The 12,676-nt window shown below is 62.1% G+C and carries 12 protein-coding genes; 3 read left to right on the top strand and 9 right to left on the bottom strand.

The features are described 5' to 3' along the window. Nucleotides 1-31 precede the first annotated feature (31 nt). Nucleotides 32-964: a LysR substrate-binding domain-containing protein gene (locus tag ACFWYE_RS15425; RefSeq protein WP_379112466.1), complete on the bottom strand. Its 933-nt coding sequence runs from the start codon at nt 962-964 to the stop codon at nt 32-34. A gap of 101 nt (nt 965-1,065) precedes the next feature. Between ACFWYE_RS15425 and ACFWYE_RS15420 the strand changes: the two genes are divergently transcribed. Together ACFWYE_RS15420 and ACFWYE_RS15415 are read left to right on the top strand one after the other, a co-directional pair. Beyond that, the gene (locus ACFWYE_RS15420) at nt 1,066-1,221 is read left to right on the top strand and encodes a hypothetical protein (protein ID WP_165358088.1); all 156 of its coding nucleotides are present in this window, start codon (nt 1,066-1,068) and stop codon (nt 1,219-1,221) included. Nucleotides 1,222-1,247: 26 nt separating this feature from the next. Next, a complete protein-coding gene (locus ACFWYE_RS15415; protein ID WP_379112465.1) occupies nt 1,248-1,859 on the top strand; it encodes a class I SAM-dependent DNA methyltransferase in 612 nt (203 codons plus the stop codon). A 19-nt stretch (nt 1,860-1,878) separates the two neighbouring features. On the opposite strand, the gene ACFWYE_RS15410 is transcribed toward ACFWYE_RS15415, so the two are convergent. From ACFWYE_RS15410 to add, 3 genes are all read right to left on the bottom strand, one after another. Next, entirely contained in the window at nt 1,879-2,337 is a 459-nt protein-coding gene (locus ACFWYE_RS15410) for a GFA family protein (RefSeq protein ID WP_379112463.1), read from the bottom strand. 281 nt (nt 2,338-2,618) lie between these two features. Next, nucleotides 2,619-3,977: a guanine deaminase gene (gene guaD / locus ACFWYE_RS15405; RefSeq protein WP_379112462.1), complete on the bottom strand. Its 1,359-nt coding sequence runs from the start codon at nt 3,975-3,977 to the stop codon at nt 2,619-2,621. Nucleotides 3,978-4,123: 146 nt separating this feature from the next. Beyond that, nucleotides 4,124-5,164 (bottom strand): adenosine deaminase, encoded by a 1,041-nt coding sequence (add, locus tag ACFWYE_RS15400; RefSeq protein ID WP_379112461.1) that lies wholly within the window; start codon nt 5,162-5,164, stop codon nt 4,124-4,126. A 101-nt stretch (nt 5,165-5,265) separates the two neighbouring features. Here add and ACFWYE_RS15395 point away from each other — a divergent pair, with 101 nt between their 5' ends. Then, nucleotides 5,266-6,156 (top strand): LysR family transcriptional regulator, encoded by an 891-nt coding sequence (locus ACFWYE_RS15395; protein WP_379112459.1) that lies wholly within the window; start codon nt 5,266-5,268, stop codon nt 6,154-6,156. A gap of 138 nt (nt 6,157-6,294) precedes the next feature. On the opposite strand, the gene ACFWYE_RS15390 is transcribed toward ACFWYE_RS15395, so the two are convergent. The 5 genes from ACFWYE_RS15390 to ACFWYE_RS15370 form a co-directional block, all read right to left on the bottom strand. Next, entirely contained in the window at nt 6,295-7,359 is a 1,065-nt protein-coding gene (locus tag ACFWYE_RS15390) for an ABC transporter ATP-binding protein (RefSeq protein WP_379112457.1), read from the bottom strand. A 38-nt stretch (nt 7,360-7,397) separates the two neighbouring features. Further along, on the bottom strand, nt 7,398-9,428 hold the full coding sequence (locus ACFWYE_RS15385) for an aldo/keto reductase (protein ID WP_379112455.1): 2,031 nt from the start codon (nt 9,426-9,428) through the stop codon (nt 7,398-7,400). Between the two features lie 34 nt (nt 9,429-9,462). Further along, a complete protein-coding gene (locus tag ACFWYE_RS15380; protein ID WP_379063775.1) occupies nt 9,463-10,296 on the bottom strand; it encodes a carbohydrate ABC transporter permease in 834 nt (277 codons plus the stop codon). After that, nucleotides 10,296-11,156, bottom strand: coding sequence for a carbohydrate ABC transporter permease (locus tag ACFWYE_RS15375; RefSeq protein ID WP_379063777.1), 861 nt, complete (start codon nt 11,154-11,156; stop codon nt 10,296-10,298). The genes ACFWYE_RS15380 and ACFWYE_RS15375 overlap by 1 nt, the downstream gene beginning before the upstream one ends. Nucleotides 11,157-11,281: 125 nt before the next feature. Continuing rightward, a complete protein-coding gene (locus ACFWYE_RS15370; RefSeq protein WP_379112454.1) occupies nt 11,282-12,553 on the bottom strand; it encodes an ABC transporter substrate-binding protein in 1,272 nt (423 codons plus the stop codon). Nucleotides 12,554-12,676 lie beyond the last annotated feature (123 nt).

Below are 12,676 nucleotides of genomic sequence, written 5' to 3'. Positions count from 1 at the left end.
TCGTTTTCAAGCAATTCCGGACGGGAAACCGCTATGCACTTTTCCTTGGACCTGCCCTGGCGGGGGCCTCCAGCCTGCGCGCCTCCTCGGTCTGGTTCAGGATCCAGTCGCGGAAGACCTTGATGCGCGAGGAATTGCGGCGGCTCTCGAGATAGACCAGCCAGTAGCCGTCTCCGTCCGAGCCCAGGGCCTCGAAAGGCTGGATGAGCTGGCCCTTGGCGAGAAGGGCGTCATAGAGATTGCGCGTGAGGATCGCGGCACCCTGGTCGGTGATCGCAGCCATCGCGTCATAGACCTGCGAGCCGAGGTCAGGCCCATGGATGGCGCGATCAATATCATAGGGCACGCCGGCCGCCTCGAACCAGATCTTCCACCATGGATCGTCGGCGCAGCACAACGGCACTTTGTAGAGGTCTTCGGGCGTGTTGATGCCGCCGACGCTTTCCGCAAGGCGCGGGCTGATCATCGGGCAGTAGTCCGCCTTGAACAGATAATGCGAGGCCAGCCCCGGCCAGCTGCCGCTCCCGGTGCGAATGGCGACATCGGTCGCCTCGCGGGTGAAATCGACCAGCCGGGGCGACGTCTCGACCTTCACTGCAAGCTCGGGATGCATCAGCTGGAATGTTCCAAGGCGAACCGCGAGCCAGTTCGACGCAAAGGTCTGCATCGTCGAGACGGAGAGCACGCCGCCTGCCCCGCCCTTTGCCGCCAGCCAGCCATCGGCTAATGTCGCAAAAGCCGAGGATGCTTCCGGCGCCAGCCGCGCGCCGGCCTCCGTCAGCTCTATCTGCCTTGTTTTGCGTATGAAAAGCGGCGTTCCCGCGCGTTCCTCCAGAAGCTTGATCTGGTGGCTGGCCGCAGACTGGGTCATGCCGAGTTCGTCGGCAGCCCTGGTGAAACTTCCAAGCCTGGCCGCGGCTTCGAACACGCGGACGGCTCCGAGAGGGGGCAGTTTCCAGCTCATGACACATTACTCCTCCTCATGCATGATACTCGACGTTCGATTGGAAATGAAGCGCTCTCGGGAGCAATATCCTTTCATCAGATCACAGAAAGGAACCCGCCATGACCACGCTCTCGCACCTTTCCCCTCGCCGTCATCTCGCCCGCCTGCTGCTCGCTCCGTTCAAGCCACGCCCGCAGGACCTGCTCGCCCGCAGCGACCTGCCGGACTATCTGAAGCGCGATATCGGCCTGCTCGACGGCGACGCCGCCTTCTAGGCAAAAATCCGCAAGGGAGGATCACCATGACCATCGCCGCGGAAGCCCTGAAGCAGAGCCGCCAGGTCGTCGACATGTATGAAGCCTATGCCGACCGCTATGACGAAATCGTCGGCACCGAACCGATCGAACGCGTAAAGGCCGCGCTGAAGCGCCTTGCCGCCGAAGTCGGCAACAACGGCAAGGTCCTGGAAATCGGGTCCGGCGCGGGCCGCGAGGCGGACCTGCTGGAAGAGCTTGGCCTGCATGTGAAGCGCACCGACGCGACGCGGCGTTTCCTCGAGATCCAGGCGGCACGCGGCAAGAAGGCCGAGCTGCTGGACATCGTCACCGACCCGCTCGGCGGCCCCTATGATGCCGTAGTCGCGCTCTGCGTCCTGTTCTACGTTCGCCGTGCTGAGATCGGAGACGTCCTCGGCAAGATCGCGCAATCCCTGCGGCCGGGCGGTGCCTTCCTCGTCTCGATGCGTCACGGCGACGGCGAGAAGAATGGCGACTACCAGACAGTGCTCTGGCGCCGAGACGATTTCGTGCGACTTCTCGAACAGGCCGGCATGACCGTTCTGTGGGAAGAGTTCGCCGTCAACAATGGCAATGGCGACGAATGGATCACCTTCCTGGCCACGAAGACGACGTGACGTGACCGGCCCGAGCGTTTCACCTGCCTGCGGGCAGGCCCTCGAAATGCTCCACCGTCCCGTCGAGCCGAACCCATTCGTGTTTCGACTTTTCGAACACGGACAGCGCAGGCGGCGTGAAAGCCGGATCGGCGAATGAACCGACAGCCACGCCGATCATTTCAGGCGATGCTTCCGCCTTCCAATAGAGGGTCGAGCCGCAGGCCGGACAGAAATACATGCGCACCTTGCGGCCGCTTTCGGCGGTGCGGACGAACTCCGTCGATCTCCCGGAAACCTCGACGCAGGCAGCCGCGTAGAACGCGTTGGCGCTGAACGGCGAGCCAGTCCTGCGCTGGCAGGCAAGGCAGTGGCACAGCGCCGTCAGCTGCGGCGGTTCGCGAAGCGTCAGCCTGAGGGCGCCGCAGGCGCATCGGGCATTGGCGTGTCCGGCATCCTCATGGATATGCAAAGGTCGCTCTGAGTTTGTTCGAGACATGGGAACTCCTTCCGCTCGCGCGGCGAAAATGCGTTGAATTTTTGGCTGAGATGCAGGCCCCAGGCCGCGTTGCGGCGGAGGCCAAGGGCGAAGCCTGATCCGATGTCAGGCTGGCGAGAAAACAGCCTAGGTCGTGATACCGTCGAAGTCCAGTTCCTTATCTGTCCCGACAGACTTGACTGAACTCAGCAAAGAGAGACCATCCAGCCGTCCTTGCCACACCTCCGTCAAGCCAAGCGAATTTCCGTTCGCCTAAATCCGACCGCGACGCGGCAGGCACATCAAAGCACCCGTCTGCCGCCCACCCAGACAGATGCGATGTCAGCACGGCTGGCATTGAGAACCAGCTTCTGAAACACGTCCTCGATCGCATCGCTGCCATGCCGGATACGGACATTCGAGGCCGCAGCATTTGTGTCGACCAGCAGGGCATCGAACTCGTAACCGGCCTGGAAGCTGCCGATGGGCAGGTCCAGCGCTTCGGCGCCTCCAGCCGTTGCCAGCCAGAAAGCTTCGTGATGGCTGATCGGTTCGCCATCGGCGCCGCGCTCTCCCGGCGAGAGGTGGGCATGAACGCCGCTATGGAGAACCCGTGATGCCGAAAGGGCATGCCGGCAACCGTCGAAGAGCGACGGGCTGTAACCGGCGGAAATGTCGGTACCCAGTCCCACATGCATGCCGCTCTCCAATGCTGCACGCAGTGGAAATACCGCATTGGCGAAATAGACATTGGACAAGGGGCAATGAGCCACCCCTGCTCCGTGCGCTCGGATCAGAGTCATGTCCCGGCTGTCGATGAAGTTGGCGTGCGCCAGAACGGTACGACGGGTAAGCAGACCGAACTCGCCAAGGCTCGCGGCATCCGATTTACCCATGCGCGCCCTGACGAAAGTGTTCGCCCAGTCGCTCTCCGAGCAATGTGTCTGCACGTGACAGCCGAGCTCCGCGGCGAGAATCCCCAATCCCTGCAACGCGTCATCGGAACAGGAGGGGATGAAGCGTGGTGTGATGACAGGCAGCACCCGGGGGCGATCGCCGGGGTCGAGTGCTCTGACCGCCTCGATGAAACGCCTCGTATCCGCCAGCGCCTGCGCGGCAGTCTGGTCCCGGTAATAAGGCGGGCATTGTTCTGGATCATCCATGACAACCTTGCCGACGAGCGCGCGCTGGCCTTTCTCCAGGCAAATCTCGGCCAAGGCGAGACTGGCTTCGAGATGCACAGTCGCGAAATACATGGCCGTCGTTGTGCCGTTGGCCAGAAGGTTGTCGACCAGCTCACCATAGACCGCGCGTGCGAAATCGATGTCGGCGTAACGGGATTCGAGAGGGAAAGTGTATTTCTGCAGCCAGACTTCGAGAGGCACATCCAGCGCCTTGCCCATTTGCGGCCATTGCGGCGCGTGGACATGAAGATCGACGAGGCCCGGCATGAGATATTGGCCCGGCCCAAGCGAGACGAGGATGCCTGCGTCGGCCGCGGCTGCACGCCGGACGCCATGATCCCGTCGTTCAGGGTTAACGACCTCGATGATCCTCCCGTCGCGATCGACTTCGATCAGACAGTTCTCCAGCATCTCCACGCCGCCGCGGCGCGGGGCGTGGAAAGCCGTTCCTTCGACGGCCAGCGATACCGAATTCATGCGGCTTGCTCCATGCCCGGACCGATGCAGGTTGTATTCTCGTCCGGACGGGAGAAATCCCGCTGGTCCACCAGACACGCCGTCCTATCGCGGCAAAAAGGGATCGCCAATGGCGATCCCAGGGACCTCAGTGGCTGCGCACCAAGTCATGCCGCCAGCGAGAGTTCGGATCTGAGCGCCGCGATCTCCTTCTCGAAATCGCTCCGCATCGACTTCTTCTCGGTTTCGTCCAGCCAGGACCCATCAATGCCTGCAAGCGCCAGCTGCACGGCCCGGTCCACGCTGAATTCCATGGACTCGCAGCCGAGAACGAACTCCTTGCCTATGTCGGTGTTGAACATCGCCGGATCGTCGGAGTTCAAGGTGATGTTTATACCGCGCTCCGCCATTTCCCGGATGGGTTGACGCGTCAGGTCGGGCCAGACCTGGGTGACGGCGACCGCTGTCAGGCAGCAGGTGAAGAATATCCCTTCGTCCACCGCGCGCTTCACAAGGTCGTCGCTTGCAAGCACGTCATAACCATGATCGATGCGGTCGCAGCCAAGCGTATCGAGCGCATAGGTGAAATTGTGCGATGTGTTCTTGCTTTCAGCCGCATGCGCCGAAACCCGCAGACCCTGCTGCTTTGCGTAGCGATAAGTCTTGACGAAATGCTGCAGGCCTTCCGTCCCGTCGTCGGGAAGGGCGTCAGATCCCATTCCGATGATGTCGTCACGATAGCGCTGGACAAGGGTCTCCATCATTTCCTGCGCCGTTCGTGGAGAATGCGCGCGATAGATCGAGGGGATCAGCCTGCACCGCACGCCGAAATCTTTTTCTGCGGCACGGATACCCTCGAGCATACCGTCCATCACCGTCTCGTAGCGGACACCCTCGCTGGTGTGGGTCGTCGGATTGAAGAACATCTCGCGATAGCGGAGATTGCCTCTCTTGACGCCGTCTTCCAAAGATTCATAGGCGACGCGCGCGAAGTCGCCCTGATCCCTGATCGCCTTCGCGCAAAGGTCGTAGATCTTCAGAAAATCCACCAATGTGTCATAGTTATACAGTTCTTCGGCGTTTTCTGTCGGTAGCGGTATTCCATTCTTCCTGGCAAGTTCGAAGAATGTCTTTTGACGCATCGATCCTTCGTAGTGAATGTGCAATTCAGCTTTGGGAAGCCGGCGCACGAACTCGGCGTAATTCACGCTATCCTCCATTCTATTCTTTTAAATCGCCCGCCATATTCCTTCTGGCGTTTGCGTAATAGTTAAATTATATGAATGCGAGTGAAAAGGAATGCCGTGCCATGAAACAAGGCATTGCAAATATGAAACGGCTGCGCTGGGACGACCTTCAGGTGCTGCTCGCAATCGTCCGTTCGGGCACGATGCGCGCGGCGGCTGACGATACCGGCCTGAGCCCCGCAACGCTTTCGCGGCATCTGGCCAATCTGGAGACCTGCCTGGGTGCACGCGTGCTGGAGCGGCTTCCTTCCGGATGCATACCCACTCCGCTCGGGCAAGGCGTCATTGGCTGGGTCGAGCAGATGGAGGAACTGGCGCACGAAATCGGCAGGGCGGGAGAGGCGCACAGCCCGAGTTCGCCCGTTGGAACCGTCAGGATCAACGCCGATGAATGGCTTTCCTATCTGCTGATGACAAGGATGGAGACCTTCAGCTCAAGCTATCCCAGCCTGTCGGTGGAAGTGCTTACATCCCAGCAACCATACAACCTCGGCAGGCGCGAGGCCGACCTTGTCGTGACGACAACGCGCCCTCGCGATTGCGACCTGTTGATCCGGCGCCTGGGATCGATCCGGTTCGGTCTCTATTGCTCACGCAGATATTTCGAGGACCATCGGCAGCATATCGAGAACCGGGATTGGCGTTCTTTGTCGTTCGTCGGCTTTGATGAACTTCGAAGCGAGTTTCCCACGGAAAAATGGCTGAAATCTCTTCCCGGTGCCTCGCGGACCGTTCTTCGCTGCAGCTATGCGCTGGGAATTTTCGACGGGCTGCGCGGCAATTCCGGCCTCGGCGTCCTTGCAAGCTTCATCGGCGATCCCGACGAGCAGCTGGTCTGCGTGATCCCCGAAATCGCCGAACTTGAACAGGAAGTATGGCTGCTGCTGCATCCTGCACTCAGGGGAAGTGCACGAATTCGCGCGGCAGTCGATTACATCACCGATCTGTTTTGAGCATGTTGCCCAGGGGGCAAATGCTGACGTTTACTCGCCAGGCAGCCTGCGGCATCGCCATTGTGCCCGTGCAGAAAAGCACGCTGTGTGGATCAAAAATGTCGGAGTGTTGCGCGTGCAAAGGGGACGCGCAACGCCTCAGCGCAGCCGCTTGCCGTCGTGGTCGAAGATCAGCGCGTTTTCCCGCCGGAATGAAACCGGCACCGAAGTTCCGAGACCCTGGTCGTGATAGCCGCGGCGTTCGACCAGGAGTTTTTCCCCGCTGGACAAATGGCCATGCCAGATCGAATTGCCGCCCAGGTTCTCGATCAGGTCGATCTCCATCGTAAGCGAAACACCAGCCTCGCCTCCGATCTCGAAATGCTCCGGCCGCAATCCGATCGTTACCTCCTGGCCGCCTCCGGGGCTGCAGGACAGCGCGGGCGCAAACGCGGTTTCCGCCAGGCCGATCGTGCCGTCGGGACGCAGGACACCCTTGAAGAAATTCATCTTCGGGGAGCCGATGAAGCCGGCGACAAACGCGTTGTCGGGATCGCGGTAGAGATCGATCGGGCGACCCTGCTGTTCGATGACGCCACGGCGCAGCACGACGATGCGGTCGGCCATGGTCATCGCCTCGACCTGGTCATGCGTGACGTAGATCATGGTGGCGCCGAGCTGCCGGTGCAATTTGGTGATCTCGACGCGCATCTGCACCCTGAGTTCGGCGTCGAGATTGGACAGCGGCTCGTCGAACAGAAAGGCCTTGGGGTGCCGCACGATGGCGCGGCCGATCGCAACGCGCTGGCGCTGCCCGCCGGAAAGCTGCGCAGGCCTGCGCTTGAGCAGCGGCTGCAGTTGCAGCGCAGCCGCGGCCTCGGCGACGCGCCTTTCGACTTCGGCTTTCGCCATGCCATTCATGGAGAGGCCGAAGCCCATGTTCCGTTCGACAGTCATGTGCGGGTAGAGCGCGTAGGACTGGAAGACCATGGCAAGTTCGCGATCGCCGGGTTCGACGGCGTTGACCCGCCTTCCAGCGATGAACACGTCGCCGGAAGTGACATCCTCCAGTCCGGCGATCATGCGCAGCAGGGTCGACTTGCCGCAGCCTGAAGGGCCGACGAAAACACAGAACTCACCTGCCCCGATGGCGAGATCGACGCCGTTGATGACGTCGACCACGCCGAAGGATTTCCTGACCGCTTTCAGCTCGATCGCACTCAAATCACGGCTCTCCCCTGCTCGATGCGCTGCGACGGCATTCATCCGGCCTTGCGTTGTGGTGACGGCCCGTTGAGCAACCAGTCGAGATCCGCCTGCGACAGCGTGATGTCGAGCGCCTGCAGGCTGTCGTCCAGCTCGCCCAGCGTCCTCGGCCCGATCAGGGGAACGGACGGGAATGGCTGCGCCAGCACGTAGGCCAGCGCCACATGGATCGGGCTCTTGCCAAGGCGGCCGGCCAGTTCGATCGCCCTGTCGCGACGAGCGAAGTTGTCCTCGGAATACCAGACCCGCACCAGTTCCTCGCTGTCACGCCTGTCGCGGCCGGCACGTTCGGTGAAGAAGCCGCGCCCCTGGCTCGACCAGGCGAAATTCGGCATCTGCCGCTGGATCAGCCATTGCCTCCAGCCGGCGTCGGAGGAGGCGACGCAACCATCCCAGATCGGCACCAGCATCTCGGCCAGCGAGAAATTGTTGGACAATGCACCGGGAGCCTGCCTGCCGTTCTTTTCGGCATAGTCGATTGCCGCCGCCATGCGCTCGCGCGTCCAGTTGGAACCGCCGACCGGGCCACGGATGCGGCCTGCCCGCACCTCGGCATCCATGGCATCGACGAATTCGCCGACCGGCACGTCGGGATTGTCGCGGTGCATGAAATAGACGTCGACGTGATCGGTCTGCAGCCGGTCGAGCGATACCGTCAGCTGCCTGCCGATCGCATCGGGCGTGCAGAACGGCGTGTGGGCGCCCTTGCCGATGACGACCGATTCCGCGCGCGTGCCGCGATTGCGCTGCCATTCGCCGAACAGTTTTTCGGTATAGCCGCCGCCATAGACAAAGGCCGTGTCGAAGAGATTGCCGCCGGCCTCGAAAAAGGCATCGAGCAGGATCGCGCCGGAGGAGAAGGTGCGGAAATCCTCGAAGCCGAGTGCCAGCACCGAAGACGGCTTGTCGAGGCCCGGGACTAGGCGCTTCAGGATGCGCGTGCCGTTGCGGGCAAGCCTGCGCCCCGAAATCGTGTTCGGGCGGCCGCCCGCTTTCTCGATACCGTATTCGAGGCCGATCGCGGCACGCCATCTGTCCATGACGCGCAGGTTGCCCAGGCTGTCGGTCCAATCCATGCCCGGCCAGGCGAATTCCTGCCCACCGGCCATGATCGCGTCACCGGCCGCATCGACCTCGAAGGAATAGAGCCAGCCCTCTTCATGGACTTCGACCGCCTGCCTGCCGTCGGCGGTAACGACATCGATGTAACCAGTGCCGCCCTGCTTGCCAGAGGCAAACCAGAAATCGGCGACTTCGATGTGTCCCTTCGTGCCGAATATGCGCAGCACATTGTCCTGGGCGAGCAAGATGGAACAGGAGACCTCGGCGACGATGCCGTTGGCAAACTTGAGCAGCGCAGAAGCCCATTCATCGACACCTGTCACACCGAGATGGCCGGCACCGGTGACGCTTTCGGGATCGAGGAACGGCTCGCCTGCCGCCGCACCGGCAATCAGGCGGGCCATGGAAACCGGATAGCCGCCGACATCGAGAATGCCGCCGCCGGCAAGGTCGTTGGCGAAAAGACGGTGCTCGGGCATGACGGACGGCATCGCATAACCGAAGCTGGAACGGATCAGCCGCACTTCGCCGATGGCGCCGCCTTTGATCAGATCGACCAGTTTCAAGGTCTGCGGATGCAGGCGATACATGTAGGCTTCGCCGAGGAAGCGGCCTGCCTTGCGGGCCGCATGCATGATAGCATCCGCCTCGAAGGCGGTCAGCGCCATCGGTTTCTCGACCAGCACGTGCTTGCCGGCCTCGAGCGCCTTGATCGCCCATTCGGCGTGGCCCGGGTGAGGCGTGGCGATGTAGACCGCATCGACGTCCGGATCCTCGAGCAGCGCATCGTATCCCCGCAGGATCCGCGCGCCGGGAAAGGCTTCGGCGAGATCGGGCCTGCCGGGATCACGCGTGGCAATGGCGGCCAGAACGCCGCTGCGCGAATGCGCAACCCCACCGGCAAAAGCCCTGGCGATGTTGCCCGGGCCGACGATGCCCCAACGGATCTTGTTCGGCGTGTTCATGATGGTCTCCTCGATTGGCAGCGGGCCGGGACGGTCACTTGACCGCACCGGCCGAGATTCCGGCGATGAAATGGCGTTGCAGGGCGACGAACAGGGCAAGCATCGGTGCGGTCAGCACCACCGCGCCGACCATGATGCCTCCCCAGGACACTTTGGTGAGGCCGATCAGGCTGCCCAGCGCCACCGGCGCGGTCATCATCTCCGGCCGGCTGTTGACCAGCAGCGGCCACAGATAGTTGTTCCAGCTGTGCAGGAAGAGGATGATCGACAGCGCGGCGAGCGTCGGCCGTGTCATCGGCAGCGCGATGTGGAAGAACGTGCGCCATTCGCTGATGCCTTCGACCCGCGCCGCATCGAATACCTCTTCCGGCAGCATCGTGAAGGACTGGCGCATGAACAGCACGCCGAGCGAATTGAACAGCGGCGGCACGATCAGCGCGAACCAGCTGTTGGCCATGTTGAAGTCGCGCGCAACCATGATGAATTGCGGGATGACGACGACGAAATAGGGCAAGGTGATCGTGCCGAAGATGATGCCGATCACCGCCGTGCGTCCGACGAAGCGATAGCGGGCCAGCGCCCAGCCGGCCATCGCGGTGAGCGCCACCGACAGCAGCGTGTAGACGGTCGCCACGATGATGGAGATCACCATGGCGCGGATGAAATCCGTGTCGTGCTGCAGATTGGCGAAATTGTCGGCAAAGGCTGTCGACGGCAGCAATTGTATGGTCGAGCCGAAGATGCCGTCATCGGGCAGCGTGGCGAAGACGAACATCGTCCAGAGCGGAAACAGCCAGATCAGCGCCAGCGGCAGCAGCACCGCATGGAGCGCCATGGCGCGAGCTGTCCGGGAAGTGAAGGACGGCATCAGCGGCGCTCCTTTCCGGCCCACATGTTGAGCAGCGAAAGCGCCATGGCGATCGCCGCGATGGTGTAGGCGATGCTCGAGGCATAGCCGAAGTTGAACGACAGGAAGCCCTGCCGGTAGAGCAGCATGCCGAGCGTTTCCGTGGCGCCGCCGGGACCGCCGCGATTGGTGATGAGGAACGGCTCGGTGAACAGCTGCATGGTGCCGATGATCGACAGCACGATGCAGAACAGGATTATCGGCCTGAGCAGCGGTACGGTGATGAACAGGAACTGGCGGGTCTTCGAGACCTTGTCGAGCGTCGCGGCCTCGTAGAGGTCCTGCGGGATGGACTGCAGGCCGGCCAGGATCAGGATGGCGTTGTAGCCGGCCCAGCGCCAGGTGACGGCGATGATGATCAGCGCCATGGCTGCGGTCGGGTTCGAGGTCCAGGAGATCGGCGCGATGCCGATCAGAGCCAGCAGCTTGTTGATGATGCCGAACTCATAATTGAACATCAGCCGGAAGACGGCGGCATAGGCGACTTCGCCGACCACGACGGGTGCGAAGAAGGCAAAGCGGAACAGTCCACGCGCCCTGAGCAGAGGCGAATGCAGCAGCACGGCCAGCACCGTCGCCAGCGTGATCATGACCGGCACCTGCACGACGAGGATGATCAGCGTGTTCTTCAGCGCATTGGCGAAGGCCGGATCGACCAGCAGGCGGCCCCAGTTGGCCTGCGGCGCGAATGTCCATGGCAGGCGACGCGTGTTGAGGAACGACATCCAGAACGAGCTGATGATCGGCCACACCCAGAAGGCGAGGAAGATCAGCAGATACGGCGTCAGGAAACCGTAGGCGGTGAGTGTGCGGGGCCGCATTCCAACTCCAGAAACAAGAGACACCGGCGACAGGACACAGCATATCGGCCCGAAAATCGGGACTAGAGCGTCAATTGCGGTCGGAACAGACGCTCTAGTCCCCGCTGCCGGCGTCCCTGGGGAGGTTACTGGGACAGGGGCAGACCTGTTGCCAACTCGATCTGCCTGGCGGCATCGTCGAGCGCTGCCTTGGCATCCGGATAACCGCCTTCGATGTATTTCAGCTGCGTGGCGGTGAGGATCTTGTTGGCGTCGGTGAAATAGGTCGTGCCACGGCTTGGCTTGACCTTGGGCAGGGTCGACAGCACGTCGACCCATATCTTCTGGTCGCCCCAGTAAGGCTGGCCCGATTGCACGAACGGATCATCGAGCGCGGACAGCAGCGACGGCACCAGCCCGTAAGCCTTCAGCATGGTGACCTGGCCCTCGACCGTGCCCAGCGCGTAGCTGGTGAAGGCGTAGGCGGCTTCCTTGTTCTTGGAGGCTTCGGTGATCGCCAGCGACGAGCCACCCAGATTGGCCGCATGCGGACCGTCCACGGTTGCGCTGGGCAACGGATAGACGCCCCATTTGCCGGCAAGTTCCTTGGCATTGGAGCGGATCGTGCCTTCGTACCAGCCGCCGAAAATATGCGTCGCGACCTTGCCGGCCTTGGTAGCCTGGATCTTCTCGTCCCAGTTGGCGGCGCTGACGAGGTTGTCCGCCTTCATCTTCCGAACCGTTTCCAGCGCGGTGACGCAGCCGGGCTGGTTGACGGTGATGGTGGAACCGTCGGGCGAGAAGTAGCCGCAGCCTTGTTCGTTGGAGATCATGCGGAAGAATTCGTCGTCGCCGTTGAGGTCGGCCTCGGTCATGATGACACCGGGATTGGCCAGCGTGATCTTCTTGCCGGCGGCGATGAAATCGTCCCAGGTCCTGATGGACGCCGGATCGACACCCGCCTTCTCATAGAAGTCGCGGCGGTAGAACACAGTAACCGGACCGGAATCCCAGGGCATGGCATAGACCTTGCCGTTCGCTTCCAGTTCGACGCGTTTGAATTCGGGGAAAAGCTTGGCCGTGGCGTCGGTGTAGCCGAGCGTCTTCAGGTCGGCGAAGCAGTCGGGAAACTGGTTCCAGAATATCTCGGCTTCCTGGTTTTCGACCGTGATGATGTCGGGCAGCCCGGCGCCGCCGGCGGCGCAGCCGGCGAGGGTCTTGTCGAACACCTGCTGGTTGCCGAGGTCCTGGACGTTCACCTTTATGTCGGGGTGCTGCTTGTTGAAGCCGGCGACCGTCTCCTTCAGCGACGAGGCGGCGATGTTCCAGCTCCAGATCGTGATCTCGCCGGACTGGGCAAGCGCCGAACCCTGGCTCAGCGCAAGCGCCATCGCCGCGCACACGAGTGTGTTACGCATCCTGTTCCTCCCATTTCGATTGCTCTCTCCCGGAGCAGGCCGAGATTAGCCGATGGAACAGGCCGGTCTCCCGCAAACGGAACATGAATTTGCCGAATGGTAAGATCGCGGTATCCCGGCATC

Source organism: Mesorhizobium sp. NPDC059025, from assembly GCF_042739655.1.
Lineage (GTDB): Bacteria > Pseudomonadota > Alphaproteobacteria > Rhizobiales > Rhizobiaceae > Mesorhizobium.
This window is presented reverse-complemented; position numbering and strand designations above follow the sequence as displayed.